The sequence below is a fragment of the Humitalea sp. 24SJ18S-53 genome (assembly GCF_050632385.1).
Lineage (GTDB): Bacteria > Pseudomonadota > Alphaproteobacteria > Acetobacterales > Acetobacteraceae > Humitalea.
Genome location: NZ_CP192599.1, coordinates 5,416,882 through 5,438,213, shown reverse-complemented (window position 1 = coordinate 5,438,213; position 21,332 = coordinate 5,416,882). Strand labels below are relative to the sequence as shown.

At 67.3% G+C, this 21,332-nt stretch carries 19 protein-coding genes; 12 read left to right on the top strand and 7 right to left on the bottom strand.

Annotation, left to right across the window (positions count from 1 at the left end):
- Nucleotides 1–4: 4 nt before the first annotated feature.
- Entirely contained in the window at nucleotides 5–520 is a 516-nt protein-coding gene (locus ACQW02_RS26145; protein WP_431282846.1) for an aromatic-ring-hydroxylating dioxygenase subunit beta, read from the bottom strand.
- A gap of 2 nt (nucleotides 521–522) precedes the next feature.
- The gene (locus ACQW02_RS26140) at nucleotides 523–3,321 is read right to left on the bottom strand and encodes an FAD-dependent oxidoreductase (RefSeq protein WP_431282845.1); all 2,799 of its coding nucleotides are present in this window, start codon (nucleotides 3,319–3,321) and stop codon (nucleotides 523–525) included.
- Nucleotides 3,322–3,447: 126 nt separating this feature from the next.
- Between ACQW02_RS26140 and ACQW02_RS26135 the strand changes: the two genes are divergently transcribed.
- Nucleotides 3,448–3,822: a putative quinol monooxygenase gene (locus ACQW02_RS26135; RefSeq protein ID WP_431282844.1), complete on the top strand. Its 375-nt coding sequence runs from the start codon at nucleotides 3,448–3,450 to the stop codon at nucleotides 3,820–3,822.
- Nucleotides 3,823–3,834: 12 nt separating this feature from the next.
- On the opposite strand, the gene ACQW02_RS26130 is transcribed toward ACQW02_RS26135, so the two are convergent.
- Nucleotides 3,835–4,413 carry a MarR family winged helix-turn-helix transcriptional regulator gene (locus ACQW02_RS26130; RefSeq protein WP_431282843.1) on the bottom strand — a complete coding sequence of 193 codons (579 nt, stop codon included), beginning with the start codon at nucleotides 4,411–4,413 and terminating at the stop codon, nucleotides 3,835–3,837.
- 195 nt (nucleotides 4,414–4,608) lie between these two features.
- On the opposite strand from ACQW02_RS26130, the gene ACQW02_RS26125 reads away from it, so the two are divergent.
- Nucleotides 4,609–5,592, top strand: coding sequence for a Bug family tripartite tricarboxylate transporter substrate binding protein (locus tag ACQW02_RS26125; RefSeq protein WP_431282842.1), 984 nt, complete (start codon nucleotides 4,609–4,611; stop codon nucleotides 5,590–5,592).
- A 61-nt stretch (nucleotides 5,593–5,653) separates the two neighbouring features.
- On the opposite strand, the gene ACQW02_RS26120 is transcribed toward ACQW02_RS26125, so the two are convergent.
- On the bottom strand, nucleotides 5,654–6,982 hold the full coding sequence (locus tag ACQW02_RS26120) for an NAD(P)/FAD-dependent oxidoreductase (RefSeq protein WP_431282841.1): 1,329 nt from the start codon (nucleotides 6,980–6,982) through the stop codon (nucleotides 5,654–5,656).
- A gap of 181 nt (nucleotides 6,983–7,163) precedes the next feature.
- Here ACQW02_RS26120 and ACQW02_RS26115 point away from each other — a divergent pair, with 181 nt between their 5' ends.
- The 4 genes from ACQW02_RS26115 to ACQW02_RS26100 all read left to right on the top strand — a co-directional run bounded on the left by ACQW02_RS26115 (nucleotide 7,164) and on the right by ACQW02_RS26100 (nucleotide 10,883).
- The gene (locus ACQW02_RS26115; protein WP_431282840.1) at nucleotides 7,164–7,943 is read left to right on the top strand and encodes a GntR family transcriptional regulator; all 780 of its coding nucleotides are present in this window, start codon (nucleotides 7,164–7,166) and stop codon (nucleotides 7,941–7,943) included.
- 68 nt (nucleotides 7,944–8,011) lie between these two features.
- Nucleotides 8,012–9,550: an FAD-binding oxidoreductase gene (locus ACQW02_RS26110; protein WP_431282839.1), complete on the top strand. Its 1,539-nt coding sequence runs from the start codon at nucleotides 8,012–8,014 to the stop codon at nucleotides 9,548–9,550.
- Between the two features lie 21 nt (nucleotides 9,551–9,571).
- Nucleotides 9,572–10,648: a class I SAM-dependent methyltransferase gene (locus ACQW02_RS26105; RefSeq protein ID WP_431282838.1), complete on the top strand. Its 1,077-nt coding sequence runs from the start codon at nucleotides 9,572–9,574 to the stop codon at nucleotides 10,646–10,648.
- Nucleotides 10,638–10,883: a hypothetical protein gene (locus tag ACQW02_RS26100; RefSeq protein WP_431282837.1), complete on the top strand. Its 246-nt coding sequence runs from the start codon at nucleotides 10,638–10,640 to the stop codon at nucleotides 10,881–10,883. The genes ACQW02_RS26105 and ACQW02_RS26100 overlap by 11 nt, the downstream gene beginning before the upstream one ends.
- Here ACQW02_RS26100 and ACQW02_RS26095 read toward each other — a convergent pair.
- Genes ACQW02_RS26095 through ACQW02_RS26085 form a run of 3 tightly spaced genes read right to left on the bottom strand, consistent with a single transcriptional unit; the run spans nucleotide 10,880 to nucleotide 14,837 of the window.
- Nucleotides 10,880–12,544 carry an alpha/beta hydrolase gene (locus ACQW02_RS26095; RefSeq protein ID WP_431282836.1) on the bottom strand — a complete coding sequence of 555 codons (1,665 nt, stop codon included), beginning with the start codon at nucleotides 12,542–12,544 and terminating at the stop codon, nucleotides 10,880–10,882. The two genes, ACQW02_RS26100 and ACQW02_RS26095, sit on opposite strands and share 4 nt — an antisense overlap.
- Nucleotides 12,541–13,296, bottom strand: a complete 756-nt coding sequence (locus ACQW02_RS26090; protein ID WP_431282835.1) for a class II aldolase/adducin family protein — start codon at nucleotides 13,294–13,296, stop codon at nucleotides 12,541–12,543. Before ACQW02_RS26090 ends, ACQW02_RS26095 begins: the two co-directional genes overlap by 4 nt.
- Nucleotides 13,297–13,316: 20 nt before the next feature.
- Nucleotides 13,317–14,837: a class I adenylate-forming enzyme family protein gene (locus ACQW02_RS26085; protein WP_431282834.1), complete on the bottom strand. Its 1,521-nt coding sequence runs from the start codon at nucleotides 14,835–14,837 to the stop codon at nucleotides 13,317–13,319.
- A 120-nt stretch (nucleotides 14,838–14,957) separates the two neighbouring features.
- On the opposite strand from ACQW02_RS26085, the gene ACQW02_RS26080 reads away from it, so the two are divergent.
- From ACQW02_RS26080 to ACQW02_RS26055, 6 genes are read left to right on the top strand one after another with little or no spacing between them, the layout of a single operon-like run.
- Nucleotides 14,958–16,547: an ABC transporter substrate-binding protein gene (locus ACQW02_RS26080; RefSeq protein WP_431282833.1), complete on the top strand. Its 1,590-nt coding sequence runs from the start codon at nucleotides 14,958–14,960 to the stop codon at nucleotides 16,545–16,547.
- A gap of 17 nt (nucleotides 16,548–16,564) precedes the next feature.
- Complete coding sequence (locus ACQW02_RS26075) at nucleotides 16,565–17,575, top strand: ABC transporter permease (protein ID WP_431282832.1); 1,011 nt, start codon at nucleotides 16,565–16,567, stop codon at nucleotides 17,573–17,575.
- A gap of 1 nt (nucleotide 17,576) precedes the next feature.
- Complete coding sequence (locus ACQW02_RS26070; protein WP_431282831.1) at nucleotides 17,577–18,452, top strand: ABC transporter permease; 876 nt, start codon at nucleotides 17,577–17,579, stop codon at nucleotides 18,450–18,452.
- A complete protein-coding gene (locus tag ACQW02_RS26065; protein WP_431282830.1) occupies nucleotides 18,449–19,429 on the top strand; it encodes an ABC transporter ATP-binding protein in 981 nt (326 codons plus the stop codon). Before ACQW02_RS26070 ends, ACQW02_RS26065 begins: the two co-directional genes overlap by 4 nt.
- Nucleotides 19,426–20,400: an ABC transporter ATP-binding protein gene (locus tag ACQW02_RS26060; protein WP_431282829.1), complete on the top strand. Its 975-nt coding sequence runs from the start codon at nucleotides 19,426–19,428 to the stop codon at nucleotides 20,398–20,400. Before ACQW02_RS26065 ends, ACQW02_RS26060 begins: the two co-directional genes overlap by 4 nt.
- 24 nt (nucleotides 20,401–20,424) lie before the next feature.
- Entirely contained in the window at nucleotides 20,425–21,327 is a 903-nt protein-coding gene (locus ACQW02_RS26055) for an amidohydrolase family protein (RefSeq protein ID WP_431282828.1), read from the top strand.
- Nucleotides 21,328–21,332 lie beyond the last annotated feature (5 nt).

Below are 21,332 nucleotides of genomic sequence, written 5' to 3'. Positions count from 1 at the left end.
CGCGCTAGACCGGCAGGCAGAGAGCGGTGGGCACGAGGAGGTTGTCGTAGACGCAGCGCCGTTCCCGCAGACGCAACTCGCCATCGGTCGTGCGGGCGAAGATGTCGTGGTATTCGCCGATCTGTAGGATTCGTGCGTCGGGGCGGTCGTACAGAACCTCGAACACCATGTAGTTCGCACGCGCCGAAAAATCGCCATTCGGCTTCGGCGGATCGACCCGCAGATTGCTGACCATGTGGCGCAGGTAGCGCGGCCCGAACATCGACGTCTTCAGGATGGCAAAGGCGCGGTCGCGCATCATGCCGATGCCCTCGCAATCGACCAGCCCGACCGGCATGCCGGCATCGCGATTCTCGCGTGAGGTGACGAGGTAGAAGCAATCCACGGTAAAAAGCTCGGTCCAGGCGTTCAGGTCGGCGCGGTCCAGTCGGGCGCAGTATTCGGCGTTGAAGCGCTCCACCTCATCACGCAGCAGCAAGGCCTCGATACGAGCGTCCAGGCTATTGGGAATGTCCAGCATGGTCAGAGCGCCATCGCCTGGCGCCAGTGGCGATACATCGCCCGGATGGCTGCTTCGGAAATCAGGGTATCGCTGGTGCCGGCCGGGGTCGCCGGGTCCAGCGCCACCATGTGCTGTCCGCCCGGCACGTTCTTCATGCCGTCCTGGACGAACTTCATGGCCTCGTTGTCCTCCAGCCCCAGGAAGCCGGCGGGGCCCATCAGATTGCCCTGGCGCAGGCGATGCCGCGTCATCTCCGGCGTGTCGCCCTCAAAGCCGAACATGGTCCATTTCATGATGAACTCATGCGGTCCGGTCGGCACGATCTGGCGGATGCCGAGCGTGTTCATCTCACGCTGTACGATCAGGTTCGGCCAGATGGTGGACATCGTCACCGACCAGGGGCTGTCGAACTCATCGAAGAAATCCATGATGCGCGGGTCTTCCAGCCGCATGCCTTCCTTGTAGGCGCGCATTTCCTTGGCGTCGTCGGCATTGACCTTCTTGTCGCTCTTGGCCGAACACATCACGCCGTGCCGACCGCTGTCATCGGCCAGCATCAGCGATTTGTTGCCGGCGACCAGCAGGCCGAAAGTGACGAGGAAAGTGTGCAGCAAGGTCGCGTGGTACGGGTCCTTCAGGTTCTCATGATAAAGCTTCCAATTGCCCGGCAACGTGTGCCGGTAATGGCCCAGCACCACCAGCTTGCGCCCATCGAAGGTCGCTTCGAATTCGCGCAGCACATCGGGGCCAAGGTAGTCGGCGAAACTCTCCATATCCTCGGCGTAAGTCGCAAAAATCACGCCGCGATGGGTGGTGACCTTCAGCTTGCGCGGACCATGGTCGGCGGTGTGAAAATCCTCCGGCATACCGCCCTTGCCGGCGACGCCACGGCGGAAGGGAACGCCCTGCAGATTGCCCTTCAGGTCATAGGTCCATTGATGATAGGGGCAGACGAATTCACCGACATTGCCGGAGAGTTCACGGCAAAACTCCGCCGCGCGATGGGTGCAGCGATTTTCGAAGACATGGATGCTGCCATCCTCGGCCCGGCTCACCACCACCGGGGTCGGCCCGACATGCGACCGGATGAAATCGCCCGGCTTGTCGATTTCGGATTCCAGCCCGACGCAATTCCAGGTGCGTCCATGGAAGATGCGCTCGACCTCGCGCTGGTAGATGGTGTCGTCGGTATAGACCCAGTCGGGGATGCGGGTCAGGCCCTCGGCGGGCCAGGCGAAGCGGCGGCGTAGCGACAGGGCGTCGGCGACGGTGTCCATGTTGCTCTCCTCATCAATGTCCAGCCAGCGCGCATCATGGGCGGCCGGATCGAAGGGCATTGCCGCGTCCAGCAAGGCCTTGGCATCGCGCACCGCACCGGGATCGTCGAAGGCCAGCACGGCGCGCGGCACCGATGTCGCGGGGTCGCAGCAGATGTAGGTATCGCCGCGGCGCGCGACGCGGTCGCTGGCCTGCGGCACGCCCAGCATCTGGGCGTTCACCCCGAACTGGTCGGTCCAGAACCAGGGGCGTCGCGCGGGCACGGCCGGTGCGCCCGCCATGGCGCGGCCCGCGGCGGCGCCGGCATCCTCGGCATTCTGCCAGGATTCCAGACGCAGCGGCGCGCCATTGGGTCCCTGCCGCAGGACGGCGCAATCGCCCGCGGCAAAAATATTGGACACGCTACTGCGCCCATCGCGATCCACCGCGATGCCGCCCAGCAAAATGTCGCAGCCCGCGTCGCGTGCCAGCGTGACCTCGGGCTCCATGCCGACGCCGACCAGCACGCAGTCGGTCGCGATCTCGCCGCTGCTGGTCTCCACGATCAGCCCCGGCCCATCGGGGCGCAGCCCGGTGACGGCCGTGCCACACCGCAACGCGACGCCATGCGTGGTTGCGAGCGTCGCAAACGCCTCACCCAAGGCGGGCGGCATCACCCGGGCCATCAGAGTCGGCGCGGCCTCCAGCACCGTGACCGCGACATCCAGCGCGCGCGCGGCCGACGCCAGTTCCAGCCCGATGAAACCGCCGCCGATCACGACCGCATGATGCGCCTGGCGCAGCACAGAGGCGATGGCCGCCGCATCCTCTCGGTTGCGCAGGGTGAAGATGCCAGGAAGCTCCGCACCCGGCACCGAAAGCCGGCGCGCCCGCCCGCCTGTCGCCAGCAGCACCGCATCGGCGGGCAGCACCCGCCCGTCATCCAGCGTCACGCCATCGACGACCGAGACGGCGGCATGGCCCAGGTGCAAGGCGACACCCAAAGCCGCCGCGTCTTCCGCCGTCAGGCAGGGCGGATGCTCGGCCTCGGGATCGGTCAGGGATGTCTTGGACAGCGGGGGGCGCTCATAGGGCAGGTGCGGCTCCTCGCCGACCAGCGCGATCGCGCCCGTATATCCGCCGACGCGCATGCTGCGGATGGCGGCGGCGGCGGCCTGGCCGGCGCCAACGACGACCACGTTACCGACGCCAGGGGTGACGACGGCGGGTGCCGCGGCCGGCGCCGTCAAAACGGTTTCGGGATCGACCCAGACGACCCCATCACGAACCTCGACCGCGTAGACCGGCAAGTCCTTGGTCAGCGGCGCGCACATCGCGCGGCCGGTGCGTATGTCGAAGCGTCCCTGGTGCAGGGGGCATTCGATCTCGCCCCCTACCACAAAGCCGTCCTTCAGGAAGGCCAGCGCATGGGTGCAGACACCATGGGTCGCAAAAACCTCCGCGCCCAGCCGATAAAGCGTGACCTCGACCCCGCCGAGCGACAGGCCCAGCACCTGACCATCCGAAAGGCTGTCGATCGGTACCGTCGCCTGCCAGGTCATCCGCCACGCACCCCTGCCATCCCGCCGTCACAGTCTAGCGAGGCGCGTGGCCGCCATGCAACGGTTGCGCGGCGCCATTTGATCAGCATACCCTCATATTTTCACCATCCCAAGGAAGGCAGACCCATGGCACAGGAACCGCTCGCGCAGCGTGGCAACTTCCTCCACATCTATGATTTCCGGGTCATGCCGGGCCATGAGGCGGAGTTCATCCGGCTGTTCGAAGCCTTCGACTACAACGACGACAATCCCATGCATAAGTCCAAGGCCCAGGTGAAGGACGGCGTATTGTGCCGCGACACCACAGACCCGCAGCGGTTTTTCCTGATCGCGGAATGGTCCAGCATCGAACAACACGCGGCAATCCTGCCAGTGTTGCGCGCCATGAAGCCGGAATTCATCAAGTTCATCGAAGGCGGCGGCCCCGCCTTCACCCCGAAATACGTCGAGGTTGTCTCCTCCACCCCCGACGAGATCCTGAACAAGGCCCAGCCCGGCTGACCCCGCCGGGTTTCAGGCCGCCTTGTCGATCCGCGTCGGCCCCAGGGCCGCGCGGCTGACATCATTGTTCGCGTCGATCAACCGCAGCAGCGTCGCCAGGAACTGCTCCCGCTCCGCGCCATCCAGTGGGTTCAGCAGCCGCTCCTGCGCGCGGCGCATGGCGCCCAGCATGGCCTTGGTCAGCCGTTCGCCATCCGGCGTCAGCCAGGTGACGAAGGTGCGCTTGTCTTCCGCCCCACGCTGACGCCGCACCAGCCCGCGCCGGGTCAGCCGGCTCAGCACATCGGCCACATTGGTCCGGTCGATTCCGACGTCATGCGCGATGGAATTCTGGTCGGCACCGGGATTGAGCGACAGCGTCGTCAGGATGCCATACTGCACCGGCGTGATGTCGAATTCGGCGCATTCCTCGTAGAAGATCGCATAGTGGATCTGGTTCAGCCGACGGATGAGGAACCCCGGGCGGCGCCACAGCGGCATGCGCGTGATAAGCTGGCGCAGTTCCGGGTCGCTGACCGCGCCGGCCACGGCCAGTGTCGTCGCCTCGGCCCGCAAGGCGCGCCTGGCGCCGGTCCGTCGTACCTGAGCCATTCGATCGCCTCGCCTGTCGCACCGGTTCAGCATAACGCCTGCGCCGACCGCGTCCACGTCGCAGTCATGGCGATGGCGGTCAGGGGGCTTGCCGCTCCATCGCCAGGCAGCCTGCCGTCATGCCGGGACCCGGGTCGAAGCGCATCGCAACATGTGCTAAGCAGGGCGCAGGAAACGAAATACCAGGGAAACGCCATGAAGCGCCGCAGCCTCCTCCTCGCCCCAAGCCTTGCCATGCCGTCGCTCGCGCTGGCCCAGGGCACATCCCCATGGCTGCCGAACCGCGCCATGACGATGATCGTCCCCTATGCCGCGGGCGGCGGCACGGACATCGTCGGGCGCGAATTCGCGCAGATCCTGTCGCAGAAGCTGGGCCAGCCCGTGGTGGTCGAAAACCGCGGCGGTGCCGGCGGCAATATCGGCACCTTGCAGGCGGTGCGGTCGCGGGCCGACGGCTTCACATTCCTCTATGCCGTGTCCTCCAACATCGTCATCAACCCGCATGTCTATCGCACCGAAGCCGGGCAGGACCCGGCACGCGTGCTGGTCCCGGTCGGAATCCTGGCGAACTACCAGTACATCCTGGTGGGCAATCCGCGCTGGCCGGCGACCAACCTGCAGGAACTGATCGCGCTGGCGCGGCAGAAGCCGGGTGAGATCACCTTCAGCCATTCGGGCAATGGCGGGAACAACCACCTGGCCGGCAAGCTGCTCGCCCGCATGGCCGGGATCGAGCTATCCGACGTCGCCTATCGCGGCACGGCGCCAGCGCTGATGGATGCCGTCTCGGGCACCGTGCAGTTCAACATCTCCTCCCCGCCACCGGCGATCCCGCTGGTGCGCGAAGGGCAGTTGCGGGCGATCGCGGTGACCGGCGCGCAGCGGTCGCCGGCCTTCCCCGACGTGCCGACGGTCGCCGAGCAGGGGCTTCCGGGCTACGCGGTCACCGGGTGGCACGGGTTGTTCTACCCGCCCGGAACCCCGGCTGGCCCGATCGCGACGCTGCGGGCGGCGGGGGCGGAGATCGCCGCCCTTCCGGCCTTCCACGAAAAGCTCGGGCGCGACGGGCTCGAACCCCTGACCACTGCGGTCAGCCCGGACGCCTTCGCGGCGCAGGTGCGCGACGAACACGCATTCTGGGCGCGCACGATTCCGGAACTCGGCATTCGCGTGGAGTAATCCGCGCGGCGGGGGCCTGGCGTCGCCTCGCGCGCGCCAGGCCTTCGGTGGGGCTGGCGCGTCAAAAACTTCCCCGCGGGGCCAGGCTGCCGCCTTCCACCAACCGCGCGTAGCGGAAGCCCGCGGGATCCACGATCGGTGGCAGGCCCATCATCAGATCCGCCGCCAGATATCCGGCCCCCGGCGCGATGCCAAAGCCATGGCCGCTGAAGCCGGTGGCGAGATACATCCCCGGCAATGTCGCCACCGCCGAGATGACCGGCACGGCGTCGGGCGTGCTGTCGATGAAGCCACCCCAGGCCTCCGCCGCCGCGACATCGCCCCAACCCGGATAGGCAGCGCGGATCTGGGCCAGCGCAGTCTCGACCAAGGCCTGGCTGGGGGCGGGGTCGAGCACGCGCAGGCGCTCGAACGGGGAGATACCGTCGAGCGACCAGCGCCGCATCGCCTCCGGACCCGAGAAGAAGGATCGGCCGAGCCCCAGCGTCACGTTGCGCCGGCGTTTCTGGAAGGTCGGCCAGAATTCCCGCGCATAGAGCAACCCCTGCGGCGAGATCTCCACCCGGCCCCGCCCGGCCAGGCCAACGGTGTAGCTGCCATCGGCCCGGCGGCGCACCGCGAAGCCGGGCATGCCGATGCCGCCGGCGGTGATGTCCGGCCCCGGCACCGTGCGGAAGGCGGTCGCATAGACACCCGCCTGTGGCAGGGGAATGCCGTGGTGGCGGCAGAACATCGACGTCCAGGCGCCACCCGCGCACAGTACCCGCGATGTGCGGATGCGGCCTGCCTCGGTCACCACGGCCGATACCGCCCCGGCCGTCGTCTCCAGGCCCCGCGCGGCGCAGCCCTGATGGAGGCTGGCGCCCAGCCCACGCGCGGCCTGCGCGATGCGGGGCGCCGCCAGGGAGGGTTCGGCAACGCCGTCACTCGGCGTGTGCAGGCCAGCCAGCCAGGTCTCGCTGCTGCCACGCAGCAGGGCATCGGTCTCGGCCCCGCCCAGCAGGCGGCTGTCGAGGCCAAAGGGGCGTGCCTGCGCCAGCCACCCCTCCCACTCGGCGACTTGCGCCGGGTCCTTGGTCACGAAGGTCACGCCGCTGCGGCGGAAGCCCAGGTCGCGGCCGATCTCCTCCTGCAGGCTGCCCCAGAGCCGCAGGCTGTGCTGGCTCAATGGAATCTCGGCCGGATCGCGGCCTTGCTGGCGGCACCAGCCCCAGTTGCGGCTCGATTGTTCGGCGCCGACACGGCCTTTCTCGACAAGCGCCACGCTGACGCCGCGTTGCGCCAGCACGTAGGCGGCCATGACACCGATGATGCCGCCGCCGATGACGACGACATCGGCCTGCGCCGGCAGCGCGCCGTCGCTCTCTATCGCTTCAAGTGCGGGAGACATGTGCGGGAATCCTGATGCCGGAGGCTGCGATCAATCGCCGGCACCATAGGTGAAACCCGGCGGCGGTGAAGATCGCCCCCGGCGCTTGACACCATGCCGACCGTTGCGGCTGTGTGGGATGCCTCATGCTGGGGTCGTCCGTGTCGCCCAGGGGACTCGCCTTGTTCCAGACCGCGTTTCCGTGACCACTCCGAAAGACGTCCCGGTCCCGCTCTATCATCGCGTCTATGTCGTGCTGCGCCAGCAATTGGCCGAAGGCACCTGGGACACCGGGCTGGCGATGCCGAGCGAACATGAACTCGCCAGATCCTTCAACGTGTCCCGCATCACCATCCGCCGCGCGCTCGACCGCTTGCAAGCAGAGGGGCTGATCAGCCGGCGGCGCGGCAGCGGCACCTTTGCCGAGGCCGATGCCGATCAACCGCAGATTCGCCACGACCTGACGGAACTCTTCGCCGACCTGGTCGCGATGGGGCTGAAGACGCCGGTGACGGTGCTGGATTTCGCCTATCTGCCGGCACCGCCGAAGATCGCCACGGCGCTGGAGACTCCGCGCGGCACGATGGTGCAGAAATCCGTCCGCGTCCGGCACTACAAGGATCGCCCCTTCTCCCATCTCACCGCCTGGGTGCCGGAGGAGGTGGGGCGCGGCTTCGAACGCGCCGACCTGACGCGGCGGCCGCTGCTGCGCCTGTTGGAGGACGCCGGCTGTGTCATCGCCCGGGCAGAGCAGGCGATTTCGGCCAAGCTTGCGAATGACGCCGTCGCCGCGGCGCTCGACGTGCCGGTCGGCTCGGCCTTGTTGTATGTGCGGCGCCAGGTGCGCGACCAGCATGGCCGCGTCGTCGAATACCTCCAGGCGCTGTATCAGCCGGACCTCTACGAATACCAGATGGGAATGCGCTGGGTGCAGCGGTCCGGTCGTTCGATGTGGTCGACCGAAAGCGACGCGGCGGACTGACGCGCCCCGGTTGACAGGCCCCAAGATGTTCTGAAGATAAGACAACTCGACTTCCTGGAGCGGCCAACGTGACGTCGCAATTCGCCGCCGCCCCGGTCTTGGCGGAGAGCCTCACCCAGGCCCTTGCGCAGCGTCTGGGCGAAGCGAACGTCGATCGGGACGCGGCGGCGCGCCAACTGGCCGGGTCCGACATTTTTCTGTGGCCGGACAGCCTCCCCCCCGATCTCGTGCTGCGACCCGGCTCCACGGCCGAGGTCGCGGATGCCGTGACGCTCCTGGCCGAAGCCGGCTGTGCCGTGCTGCCGCGCGGCGGCGGCATGTCCTACACCGGTGGCGTGGTGCCGACGACACCGACGGTCGCGCTCGACCTGCGAAGGCTCGACACCATCCGTGTCGTCCCCGAGGATTTCTATGCCGTGGTCGGCGCCGGCACGACATGGCAGGCGCTGCGCGATGCACTGCGGCCGCACGGGCTGCGCGCGGTGCAGCAGAGCCCCATCTCCGGCAGCGTCTCCACCATCGGCGGCGCCGCGGCGCAGAACCTGCCCGGCGGGATGGAAGGCATCATCGGCCTGACGGTGGTCTTGGCCGATGGCAGCATCACCCGCACCGGCAGCGGCGCGCAGCCGGACCTGCCCCCCTTCTGGCGGCATCACGGGCCTGACCTGACCGGCATCTTCCTGGGCGACTGCGGCGCCTATGGCGTCAAGACCGAGGTCGTGCTGCGCCTGGCGCCCGAACGCCCGGCGGCCTTCGCATCATTGGGCTTTCCGGACGCGCCGTCTGTGCTGGCCGCGATCCTGCGGCTGGTCGCCACGGGCTTTGCCGGCCGTGCCTTCGCGATGGACCGGGCCAAGGCGGCCTCGGCCAGCAAGGTCGACCTGGCCGAGGCACTGCGCACCGCGGCAGCGGTGGCCGGCCAAGCGGGATCGATCGGCCAGACGCTGAAACGCGTCGCGGGGCTGACGCGGACCCGCGGCGACCTGGAGCAGAACGCCTGGACCCTGCACCTGACCGTGGAGGGTGCGACGGAAGCGATCGCCGAGGCCCTGATCGACCAGGCCCGCAAGGCGATCGGCCCCACCGCGCAGGTACTGACGCCATCGGTGCCGCAGGCGCTGCACGCGCGGCCCTACTCCGTGCGTGGCATGGTCGGGCCGGAGGGAGAACGCTGGGTGCCGGTGCATGGCATCCTGGCCCCCAGCCGCGCCATGGGCTGCCTTGATGCGTTGCAGGCCCGCATCGCACAGAGCGAGGCCGCGTTGCGGGACGCAGAGGTCAGCGTGAACTGGATCATGTCATCGGTCGGCCCGCAGGTGACGATCGAACCCATGATGTACTGGCGCGACCAGTTGGACCCGATCCATTTCCAGGCCTTGTCGGAACGACATCGCGCGCGTTTCGGCGACATACCACCGAACCCCGCGGCGCGCGCCGCGGTGACCGCGTTGCGTGCGGGGTTGCGCAACGTGTTCCATGCGCATGGCGCGGTGCATGCGCAACTCGGCCGCTTTTATGCGCCGCTGCCCGCCTATGGCCTGGCCGCGCGCATCAAGCACATGCTCGACCCGGCGGGGCGGATGAACCCTGGCGTGCTGGGGCTTTGATCGGGGAACGGGGTGACGATCATGGATGACAGGCTATCGCGACCACAGCAGGCGCGGCTCGACTTCGTGGAAAGCATCAAGCACCTGGTCGCGACACGGCTGACACCGCAACTGCGCCGGGACTATGAGCTCTGGGCAGCAGGCAAGCCCGAAGCGTTGCTGCGCGATCATGCGGTGATGGAGGCGCGTTTCGGCCACGACCCCGTCTATCAGGCTGGCCGTGGCCTGGCGCGCATCAGCCAGGAAGCGATGTGGCGCCAGGTGCGCGCGGGCTACGAACCGCGCCGTGCCGAGATCGAGGCCAGGCTGGACCAGCCGCCCGCCGGCGTGTCGCTGCGCCTGGCGCCGGATCTGGTGGCGCCGGCGTATTTCACCGATACGGAATTCCATTTGCAGACGGGCGGCTTCCATGCGGAGAAACTCGCCGGGCTGATCTACGAAACCGGCGTCGCCACCTATTCCATGCACCGCTACGGCAAGCGCATGGATGAGATGGGCCGCGCCCTGCTGTCGGTGCTACCGAAGCGGGATTACAAGCGCATTCTCTACCTGGGCTGTGGGCCGGGCTACAAAGGCTACCCGATCCAGGACGCGTTTCCCGGGGCGGATTTCCACGCCGCCGACATCAGCGCGCCGATGCTGCGCTATGCCGCGCAGCGCGCCGCATCGCATGGCCGCGACATCACCTTCCACCAGACGAATGCCGAGGCGCCCGACCTGCCCGAGGGCACCTTCGACCTCGTCTTCTGCATCCTTCTGCTGCATGAAATCCCGATCGCCGCGATCCGCAACGTGGTCCATGCGGCGCATCGCCTGCTGGCGCCCGGCGGTGTCCTCGCCAATGCCGAATTGCCGAGCTACGCCGCCGTCGACCCGCTCAGCGCCTACCTGCTCGACTGGGACACCGACCACAATGGCGAACCCTTCTGGCGCGACTACCACGCGCTGGATCTGGAGGGTCTGTATCGCGAGGTTGGTTTTACCGACGTCCATACCGGCGAATCCGTCGGCGCTGGCGGCCAGGACAGCAAGGCCTATGTCGGTCGGTTCCGCTACCACATCACCCTTGGCACGAAGGCAGGCGACGATGCCGAATGACTTCGACTATCTGGCCGATCTACCAAAAGCGGATCTGATGCGGGTGACCATCGCGCTGGCGATGGAAACCTACGCACTGGCCGACCGGCTGCAGGGTCTGGAGGAGATTTTGGCGGCAAAGGGTATTGATCTCGGCGCGCTGGATGCGCCCACCGATCCCGCCGCCTTCGATGACGCGCGCCGGGCACGACGCGACGCCTTTGCCGAACGCGTGCTGCACCCCTTGCTGCCCTAGAAATCGCGCAGCGCCTCGGTCGGGTCCGCGTCGCGAAACAGGCGCGCATCCGGGCGAACCGCCGCGGCCTCGTCGATCCAGGGCGCGAAGACGTCGCTGCTATTGGCCAGCAACAGGCAGGGTTGCGTCGTCAAGGCCAGCCTTTCCCGCGTCGGATAGGACCAGACGGCGCGCCAGGCGGGCGCAAAACTCTCCGGCTGCTTCATGACCTCCCGCAGTTCCAGGGTCAGCGCGGCGGGATCGATCCGCGGCGCGTGCTTGCGCGCGGTGGCGGGGCGACGGTCGTTCCAGGGGAACCACAATTCCATGTCGCGCCGCATGTGCCAGGCGCGCAGCAGGTGGTCGCCGTTCCAGACCGGGGTCAGCGGGGCCACGCCCTCCAGCCAGCGCGCGCCGATCTGTTCGCGCGGGACGGCCGGCAGTGCCACGGGCGCGTCCAACGCCAAGGCGTGGACACGTTGGGGTTGGCGCAGGGCCACCTCGATCGCCACGGACGCGCCGCCCTGATGGCCGTAGAGGCTGACGGTGCCGAGGTTGAGCGCATCCAGCACGCGCAGCACCCAGCCCGCGGCCGCCTCGATGCTCGCCGTCGCCTCGGGCGGTGCATCGGATTCGCCATGCCCGGGCAGGTCCAGCGCCAGGACCGGTCGCCGCGCGCCGAGCGTCGTGATCATCTCGTCATAAAGCGCCGATGAACCCGGCAGGCGATGCAGCAGCATCAACACATTGCCGGCCGACAGGTCACCCATGCTGCGCGTCAACACCTGCACGCCGTCGACCGCGACAAAGTCCAGCGTCGTGCGCCCGGCGATGGCGTTGGTCGGCGGTGGTGCGGGAACCTCGCCCTTTGCCGGATGTCGCAACAGAACGGCCAATTCGGCGCGCGCGGCCGCCAGCGTCTCCGCCGGCATCTCCTGCGTCCAGGCCTCCGGCGGATAGAGCGACATGGTCTTGAAGATGCTGTCGCTGCGGCGGTTGCCGAAGCACACCGGCACCTTCAGGTCGGGCAGCGCATCCAACCCGCGATGGCGAAAGGCCGTCGCATAGCCGATGCGATAATTGTCCCCCGCCTCAAGAAACTCCATCACGCCCCGATGCAGGGTCGCGAGGTCCGGCACCTCGGCATTCGCGCGATGCGCCAAATCATGTTCGTGCCATGGCCAGAACACGTGCTGGTCGCGGAAGCGATACCAGAGCCAGAGCAGATGTTCGCCGGCGAAACTCGGCACGATCGGATTCAGGTAGCGCGTCAGCCGATCCTGTTGCTGCGCCTTGGAGTAGATCGGGAAGCCGTTGGTCAGCGCCATCGCGCAGCGGTTGCCATGGCGTGCCGCGAATTCCACGGCGACCGAGGCCCCCGTGTGGCGGCCATAGACTGCCACCTGGCCGACACCCAGCGCATCGAGCGTTTCGGCCAGCGCATCGGCCAGGTCCTCCGTCTCCGGCTGCGCCAGCGGCAGTAGGTCGGACAGGCCGAAACCTGGCGTGTCGAAGGCCAGCGTGGTGAAGCGGCCGGCAAAAACCTCCTGGTTCGGCCGCAGTTCTGTGGCCGAGCGCGGCGAGGCATGCAGCATCGCCAGCGCCGGGCCTTCCCCCACACGGCGATAGTGTATGCGGCGCCCGCCGACGGTGACGAAATGGCGCGTGATGGCGGCGCTCAACGCCGGATCGCCGGGGCTTCGGCCTCCACCAGGCGCAAGGCGGAATTCCAGAAGAAGGCGTAGTGTTCGGCGGAGAGCGCATCGAACTGCCGCGCCGCATGTTCGCAGACGGCCGCCGGCGGCAGCTTCAGCTTGCCGCCGCCACCAAGCGCCTTGATCTGCGTCTGGCAGGCGCGTTCCAGGTAGTAGATGTTGTGGAAGGCCTCGTGGATCGTCGCACCACCGACCAGAAGCCCGTGGCTGTGCAGGATCATCGCCTTGTGCGACCCGAGGTCGCGTACCAGCCGCTCCCGCTCCGACAGGTCCAGGGAGATGCCTTCGTAGTCGTGATAGGCGATGCGCTTGTAGAACTTCATCGATTGCTGCGTCAGCGGCAGCAGCCCATGGTCCTGCACCGACACGGCGATGCCATCGGGCGTATGCGTATGGATCACGCAGGCCAGGTCGGGGCGCGCCATGTGGATGGCGGAATGGATGATGAAACCCGCGGTATTGATGCGCTTGCTTTCCGGCTGATCCTCGACGACCCGCCCATCCAGGTCGATCTTCACGAGGTCGGAGGCACGCATCTCATGGAACAGCACGCCGTAGCGGTTGATCAGGAAGTGATGCTCCGGCCCCGGCACCCGCGCGCTGATGTGCGTATAGATCAGGTCGGTCATCTTGTGGTGCGCGACCAGCCGGTACAGCGCCGCGAGGTCGCAGCGCAATTGCCATTCATCGGCCGCGGTCGCCTGGGTCAGGCCGTCCATCGGAATTGGCTCCCTTCTTGTTACGTCGTTGTCGCCGCCGCTTCGGCGCGCAGCCCGTCGCGCAGGTCCCGTCGCAGCACCTTGCCCATGCTGTTGCGCGGCAGGCTTTCGACCAGCCGGATGTCCTTGGGCACCTTGTAGCGCGACAGGTGTTGGCGGCAGAGGTCCAGCAGCACCGCGACATCCGGGACCGTACCGGGGCGCGGCACGACAAAGGCCACGATCGCTTCGCCCCAATAGGGATGCGGCGCGCCGGTCACCGCGCAATCCGCGACGGCGGGGTGTGCACGCAGCACCTCCTCGACCTCACGCGGGTACACGTTCTCGCCGCCGGAGATGATCATGTCGTTCTTGCGGTCGACCAGGTAGACGTAGCCTTCCTCGTCACGCCGCGCGAGGTCGCCGGTGACGAACCAACCATCGCGCATGCCCGCCGCGGTCGCCTCCGGCATGTTGAGGTAGCCGCTGAACATATAAGGTGAACACACGGCGAGTTCGCCAACCTCACCCGGCGGCAGCGCCCGCCCGTCATCGCCCCGCACCTGCACGCGGGTCAGCGGCAACGGCAGCCCGACGCAGGCGATTTTTCGCAACTGATCGGCTGGGCGCAGGCAGGTGGCGATGGAGGTTTCGGTGGCGCCGTAGCGTTCGTACAATCTGCCATCGCCAAAATAGCCGATGATCTCGGACTTCAAGGCCTGGGCCAGCGGTGCGGTGCCGGAGATCACCGCCTTCAGCGTGCCGACACGGAATTTTCCGCGCGCTTCGGCCGACATGGCGAACAGTGCCGCGAAATGCGTCGGCACCAGATAGGCGCTGGTCGCGCCGAAATCGCCGATGGCATGCAGCAGCTTCTCGACATCGAAGCGTTGCAGGACGCGGACGGACCCGCCGAAGAAAATCGGCGTCAGCGCCATCAGCAGGCCCGCGCCATGGAACATCGGCGTGGTCGCGATGGCGCGGTCGTCCGGCGAATAGCAACCGTGTTCGGCCGCCATGCAGAAAGCCGACAGGATGCGGCCCCGATGCGATAGCATCACCCCCTTGGGGCGCCCGGTAGAGCCTGAGGTATAGGGGATGGAGAAGATATCCTGCTCCGTCGTCGCGGCAACGCAGGGCGATGTCGCGGCACGTTGCAGCAGGCCCTCGTACTGGTCGCCGAAGACAATCACCTGCTCGACCGACGCGGGGATCGCCGCGCGCGCGGCCTCCTCCAACGCGGCATCGACGAAGAGCACGCGCGCGGCCGAATCCTCGCAGATGAAGCGGATCTCGGGCAGCGATGCCGCCGGCCCGATGCTGGCGACGGCGACGCCCACGGCGGACAGGCCCGCAACCACTTCCAGGTATTCGATCCGGTTCGGCGCCAGGATCACGGCACGCTCGCCATGCCGCAGCCCGAGCCCCGATTGCGCCAGGTGACCCACCCGGTCGATGCGCTCGATCAGCGCGGCGAAGGTGATCTGGCGTGCGTCTTCCTGCAACGCGATCTTGCCTGGCGTGCGCGCTGCCGCCGCGCGAATCCCATGGGAAATCAGCATCGGCGGTCCCTGAATGTGGCTTGACGCATGCCCAAATGTATTGCCGATAATACAACATACACAAGCGGCCGCCCGCACATCTTCATGGGCGCCGAGCCACTGTCTGGAGCGATGCCGCCGATGGTTCTGCCTCGTCGAGACCTGATGGCCGGGTTGGCCGCGGCGCCGCTGTTCAGCGCCTTCGCGCCGGATGGGGAGGCCCAGGCGCAGCCTGCCGTCCGTACCCTGATCCTGGCCATGGGCACGACGCCCAAGGGCTTCGATCCGGATGCCTGGGTGCCGGGCCAGATCGAGAGCACCGTCAACATCTACGAGGGCCTGGTGCGGCACCCCGTGCGCACCGGCGCCGACGGCAAGCCGGAACTCGACTTCAGCAGCTTCGAACCGCATTTCGCGGAAAGCTGGACCGTTTCCGACGACGGGCTGGAATACATCTTCAAGCTGCGCCCCGATGTCCGCAGCCCCTTCGGCAATGCACTGACGGCCGAGGACATCACCTGGACCTACCAGAAGTCGGACAGCCAGCGGCGCACCGGCCTGTTCATGAAGACCGTGGCGCAGATCAAGTCGGTCGAGGCCCTGGCCCCCGACCAGGTGAAGTTCACCCTGAACACGCCGAATCGTATTTTCCTCTCGGTGATGGCGCTGCACATCCCGGCGCTGTTCGACAGCACCGAGGCGAAGAAGCACGCCCTGCCCGACGATCCTTTCGCCACGCGCTGGCTCGGCCAGAACTCCTGCGGCTACGGCCCGTATCATGTGCAGGAGGTGCGGCAGGGCCAGCAGGCGGTTTTCGTCGCGAACCCGAACTACGTCTTCCCCGCCCCCTACTACAACCGCATCGTCTGGCGGGAAGTCCCCTCCGCCGCGACCCGCGTGGCGCTCGTGCGCACCGGGCAGGTGCAATACGCCGAACAAATCCCCCTGCAACAGATCGCCGAACTGCGCCGCGACAGGAACGTGCGGGTCGATAGCGTGCTCGGCACGGCCAGCGCCACGGTGCGAATGAACCCGCGGCTGGAGCCCTTTACCGATGTACGGGTGCGCCAGGCCGTCGCCTATGCCACCGACTACGACGCCATCGGCACGGCCGTCTTCATGGGGTTGGCGACGCGCTCGCGCTCCGTGCTCGCACCAAAAATCCCTGGCTATGTCGAATCCTTCACCTACGAGACGGACTACGACAAGGCGAAGGCGCTGCTGGCCGAGGCGGGGCACGCGGGTGGCATCGACATCACCCTCGAATACAGCACGAACTGGTGGTGGGAGGAGGGGGTGGCGCTGCAGATGCAGGCCTCGCTCGCCAAGGCCAATATCCGCGCGACGCCGAAGCGGATTCCGCCGACCGAAATGACGGCGCGCCGCGCGGTGAATGTCTGGTCGCTGCCCTTCATCACGCATTGGGCCGCGAGTTTCGTCGCCGATCCATCCTACAATCTCTTCCTCTCCACCCACAGCCGCGGCGGGTCCAACGTCAACGGCAACAACAACCCGCGTCTCGATGCCTTGATCGACGCCTCGATCTCCGAACGCGACGACACGAAATGGGCCGATCTGGTGGCCGAGGCGCAGCGCGAACAGGCCCGCTATGCGGCCATCGTGGAATTGTTCCTGCCCGGGAACCACGAGGTCTTCGCCGCCCGCGTCGGCGGCTTCACCTGGTATCCGCACAACCGGCTGGCCTGGAAAAGCCTGCGCGCCGAAGGCTGAGGGGGTCGCCAAGGCCGGTGTTTCGTTTTGTCTCTGTCTTCATCGCCCGACGGCTTCTGGTCAGCATCCCGGTCCTGCTCGGCATCCTGTTCATCACCTTCATGCTGGTGCGCATCGGGCAGCAGGACCCGGCGGCGATGATCGCCGGGCCGATCGCCGACCCGATCATCCTGGCGCAGGTGCGGCAGGATCTTGGGCTTGACCAGCCGTTGTGGATGCAGTTTGGGCACTACCTGCTGCGCCTGGCGCATGGCGATCTGGGGCGCTCCTGGCAGGACGGCACGCCGATCCTGCACCATCTGGTCAGCCTCATGCCCATCACGCTGGAGTTGGTGATACCGGCGCTGGTGCTGTCGCTGCTGATCGGCGTGCCGATCGGGTTGCATGCGGCGCTGTATCCGAACCGGATTTTTGACCAGCTCAGCCGTGGCATCGCGCTGCTGGGGTTTTCGGTGCCGACCTATTGGCTCGGACTTATGGCGATCTTCGTGTTCTTCTATCTGCTCGGCTGGGCGCCGGCGCCGATGGGGTTGATCTCGATGGAGCTGATGGCACCACCCGTGGCGACCGGCTTCCCGACCCTGGATGCGATGCTCGCGGGGGATTGGGACGCGGCCCGCTCCTCCATCGGGCACCTGGTCCTGCCGGTGTCGTGCCTGATGCTGGCCGCGGGTGGCCCGGTGATCAAGCAGACCCGCGCCATCGCCATCGAACTGCTGGGCAGCGACCATGTCCTCTACGCCCGCGCCGCCGGTTTTTCGAACGGCCGCATCCAGCGCATCGTGGCGCGTGGGGCGCTGGTCCCGCTGATCACCTTCGCCGGCGTCGAACTGGTGTCGCTCTTCGCCACCGGATCGCTGATCGAATATGTTTTTGCGCGCGGTGGGCTCGGCCATTGGGGGCTGAACGCGATCATGCAGAGCGATTTCGCCGCCGTGCAGGGCTATGTCCTGGCGCTGGCAGTCTGTTCGGTGGTGGCCTTCCTCCTGGTCGACCTGGCCGGGTTGCTGCTTGAACCGCGGAACTGACATGTCCGCCACCGAAGCGATCCCACCCCCGCGCGCGCTGCTGCTGGTCGGCATCGCACGGCGCAGTCCGACGTTTGCCGTCGGCTTCCTGATCGTTCTGGCCTTCGCCCTGGTCGCGATCTTCGCGCCATGGCTGGCACCGCATAATCCGGTGCTGAGTTTTCCCAACCACGTGTTGCAACCACCGCAACCCGGCTTCTTGTTCGGCACCGACGGCAATGGCATGGACCTGCTGTCGCGCATCATCCATGGCAGCCGCTATGCCTTCGCCATCCTGCTGCCGGCCGGGCTCATCAGCCTGACAGCCGGCGTGCCGCTGGGCCTGCTGGCCGGGTATCGCGGCGGCTGGGTGGATGAGGTCTTGATGCGCACGACCGATGTGCTGCGCGCCTTCCCGACCATCATCCTGGCGCTGGCGGTGGTCGCGGCGGCCGGGCCGTCGCTGGTCAACGTGGTGCTGGTCGTCGGCCTACTCGACAGCCCGATCTTCATCCGGCTGGTGCGGGCGGAGGTCCTGGCCCTGCGCAACGCGCCCTTTGTCCTGGCCGCGCGCGCGCAGGGCTGTTCGACGGGCCGGATCATGCTTGTGCACATCCTGCCCAACGCGATCCTTGGGGCCACGGCGCAATTGCCGATCCGCATGGCCTGGGCGGTCCGCATTTCCGCGACGCTGGCCTTCGTCGGCGTCGGCATCCAGGCACCGGCGCCGGAATGGGGCGCGATGATCCGGCAGGGCGCGGAATATGTGATCTCCGGCGAATGGTGGGTCGCAACACTGCCCGGCGTGGCGCTGATCCTGTTGGTGATCGGGCTGAATCTGCTGGGCGATGGCGTGCAGGATTTGCTGGATCCGCGCCGGCGGGCCAGCGGCAAATGAGCCTGTTGGCGGTCGAGGACCTGCGCGTCCATTTCGTCGCGCGCGACCTGTACAATCGCACACGCGTGGCCACCGCCTTGAACGGCGTGAGCTTCACGCTCGACAGTGGTGAGATCCTGGGCCTTGTCGGCGAAAGCGGCGCCGGCAAATCGCTGACCACGCTGGCGCTGCTCGGCCTGCTGCGCCCCCCGGCGCGGATTGCCGGCGGGTCGGCCCGTTTCGCGGGGCAGGAATTGCTGGGCCTCGACGAACGTGCGCTGAACCGCATCCGTGGCACCGACCTGACCATGGTGGTGCAATCGCCGCGCACTTCGCTCGATCCGCTGATGCGCATTGGCGACCAGCTGACCCGCATGCAGCGCCGGCGCGGGCCGGTGGGCGCCGCCGCGGCCCGCCAACGCGCGCTGGAGATGCTGGAGGAAGTCGGCATCCCGGATGCGGAGCGCCGCCTGCTCGCCTGGCCGCACCAGCTTTCGGGCGGCATGGCGCAGCGGGTGCTGATGGCGCTGGCGCTGGTGAACCGCCCCAAGCTGCTGATCGCGGACGAGCCGACCACCGGCCTGGATGTGACGGTGCAGGCGCAGGTGCTGGACACGTTGCGCGACCTGGTGCGCCGGCGGAACATGGGGGCGATGATGATCACCCATGACCTCGGCGTCATCGCGCATTACTGCGACAGGGTCGCGGTGATGTTCGCCGGCACGATCGTCGAACAGGGGCCGGTGAAGCAGGTGTTTCGCAACCCGGCGCATCCCTACACGCGGGCACTGCTGGCCAGCACACCGCGCCGCATCGCCAGCACGGGATACCGGCTGACCGGCGGCACGCCGCCGAACCTTTTTGCTCTGCCGCCTGGCTGCGTCTACCAGGATCGCTGTGCGCAGCGTGCCGAGCGCTGCGGCACCCTGCCGCCTGGGATGGAGGTCGCACCCGGCCACAGCGCCTGGTGCCATTTCGCCGAACGGCCCGCGGCATGACCGCACCGGTCCTGGAACTGCGCAACCTGGTCAAACGCTTCGCCACGCCGGATGGCCGCACGGTGCATGCCGTGAACGACGTCTCCCTGTCGATCAACCCTGGTGAGATCGTCGGCCTGGTCGGCGAAAGCGGATCGGGCAAATCCACCATCGGCCTCATGGCCGCGCGCTTGCTGGAGGCCAGCGAAGGCAGCGTCCTGTTCGATGGCGCCGACATCACCCATGTCCCGGAGAAGCGCCTCCGCGAGATGCGCGCGCGGCTGCAAATCGTGTTCCAGGACCCATGGAGCGCGCTGAACCCGCGCATGACCATTCGCCGCTCCCTGCAGGAACCTTTCCTGCTGCACACGGGATTGCAGGGCGATGCCCGCCGCCGCGCCGTGGAGCAGGCGGCGGATCTCGTGCACCTGCCGGGCGCCTCGCTCGATCGCTACCCGCATGAACTCTCGGGTGGGCAGTTGCAGCGCGTCTGCATCGCCCGCGCCATCGCGCTGCGCCCAAAACTGATCGTGCTGGACGAACCGACCTCCTCGCTCGACCTGTCGGTGCGCGCCGGCATCCTGAAACTGCTGGAGGAATTGCGGCGGGAGATCGGTGCCGCGATGCTCTTCGTCAGCCATGACCTGGAAACGCTGGAACTGGTGACCGACAGGGTCATCGTGCTCTACCTCGGCCGCATCGTGGAACAGGCGCCGACGCGGGCGCTGTTCGCGTCACCGACACATCCCTACACACAGGCGCTGCTCTCCGCCGCCCTGCCGCCCGATCCAGATGTACGCCTGGCGCGCCATATGCTGACGGGTGAGGTGCCAAGCCCGCTCTCCCTGCCGCCCGGATGTTTCTTCGCGGGGCGTTGTCCCGTGGCGATGCCGGCCTGCCGTGACGCGCCGCCGATGGAATATGAACGCGCACCTGGCCATTGGGCGCGCTGCCTGCGCGTGCCTGACGGCAGTTTTACCTTGCCCGCCTGAACAACACAGATCGAGGAATCCGCCGTGTCCGCTTCCGGCTATGCATTCGATGTCACAAAGACCCGCACGGGCTACGGCGCCATCGACATCGTGGTGAACCTGACCACGCCCGAGGCCTTTGCCGAGGGCCGCATCCCGACCGACGATGATTTTCGCAAGAAGGTGCGCGTGAAGGAAAACCTCCAGCGCGGCATCACCATCGAAGGTTATCTGGAAAAGATGGATCGCGCCGGTATCGAACGCTCGTTGCTGATCGCGGCGCGTTGCGGCGACCTGCGCGTGAAGGGATCGACCGAGATTCCCTATGAATGGGTCGCCGACGCCTGCCGCAAATATCCGCTCCGCTTCTCCGGCCTTGCCGGCATCGATCCGACGCGCGGCATCGCCGGCTTGAAGGAATTGGACAAGGCCGTGAACGACTACGGTTTCGTCGGCGCGCACCTCTACCCGCATTGGTTCGGGGAGGCACCCGACGCGGCGATCTACTACCCCTATTACGCGCGCTGCGCGGAGCTTGGCGTGCCGATCATGATGCAGGTCGGGCACTGCCTCGTGTACCAGAAGGACCGCCGCCTGCCCTCAGTCGGGCGGCCGATGACCCTGGACAAGGTGGCGATCCATTTCCCCGAACTGGACATCATCGGCATCCACCTGGGCTACCCCTGGACGGATGAGATGATCAGTTGCTGTTGGAAGCATCCGAACATCTACATGGCCGGTGACGCCTATGCGCCAAAGCACTGGCCGCCGCAGGCGGTGCACTACGCCAATACCTATGGCCAGGACAAATTCCTGTTCGGCACCGACTGGACGGTGGTGGATCCGGAACGCGCCATGGACGACATGATGGCGCTGGATTTCCGGCCGGATCCGCTACGCAAGGTGCTGCGGGACAATGCGCTGAAGCTGTTCAAACTGCCGGGGTAGGGCAG

Excerpts from the sequence above, each read along its gene's own strand:
- ACQW02_RS26125 (WP_431282842.1), top strand. The coding sequence starts at position 4,609 with ATGAAGCGCCGCAGCCTCCTCCTCGCCCCAAGCCTTGCCATGCCGTCG.
- ACQW02_RS26140 (WP_431282845.1), bottom strand. The coding sequence starts at position 3,321 with ATGACCTGGCAGGCGACGGTACCGATCGACAGCCTTTCGGATGGTCAG.
- ACQW02_RS26080 (WP_431282833.1), top strand. The coding sequence starts at position 14,958 with ATGGTTCTGCCTCGTCGAGACCTGATGGCCGGGTTGGCCGCGGCGCCG.
- ACQW02_RS26060 (WP_431282829.1), top strand. The coding sequence starts at position 19,426 with ATGACCGCACCGGTCCTGGAACTGCGCAACCTGGTCAAACGCTTCGCC.
- ACQW02_RS26130 (WP_431282843.1), bottom strand. The coding sequence starts at position 4,413 with ATGGCTCAGGTACGACGGACCGGCGCCAGGCGCGCCTTGCGGGCCGAG.
- ACQW02_RS26135 (WP_431282844.1), top strand. The coding sequence starts at position 3,448 with ATGGCACAGGAACCGCTCGCGCAGCGTGGCAACTTCCTCCACATCTAT.
- ACQW02_RS26105 (WP_431282838.1), top strand. The coding sequence starts at position 9,572 with ATGGATGACAGGCTATCGCGACCACAGCAGGCGCGGCTCGACTTCGTG.
- ACQW02_RS26065 (WP_431282830.1), top strand. The coding sequence starts at position 18,449 with ATGAGCCTGTTGGCGGTCGAGGACCTGCGCGTCCATTTCGTCGCGCGC.
- ACQW02_RS26145 (WP_431282846.1), bottom strand. The coding sequence starts at position 520 with ATGCTGGACATTCCCAATAGCCTGGACGCTCGTATCGAGGCCTTGCTG.
- ACQW02_RS26070 (WP_431282831.1), top strand. The coding sequence starts at position 17,577 with ATGTCCGCCACCGAAGCGATCCCACCCCCGCGCGCGCTGCTGCTGGTC.
- ACQW02_RS26120 (WP_431282841.1), bottom strand. The coding sequence starts at position 6,982 with ATGTCTCCCGCACTTGAAGCGATAGAGAGCGACGGCGCGCTGCCGGCG.
- ACQW02_RS26085 (WP_431282834.1), bottom strand. The coding sequence starts at position 14,837 with ATGCTGATTTCCCATGGGATTCGCGCGGCGGCAGCGCGCACGCCAGGC.
- ACQW02_RS26090 (WP_431282835.1), bottom strand. The coding sequence starts at position 13,296 with ATGGACGGCCTGACCCAGGCGACCGCGGCCGATGAATGGCAATTGCGC.
- ACQW02_RS26100 (WP_431282837.1), top strand. The coding sequence starts at position 10,638 with ATGCCGAATGACTTCGACTATCTGGCCGATCTACCAAAAGCGGATCTG.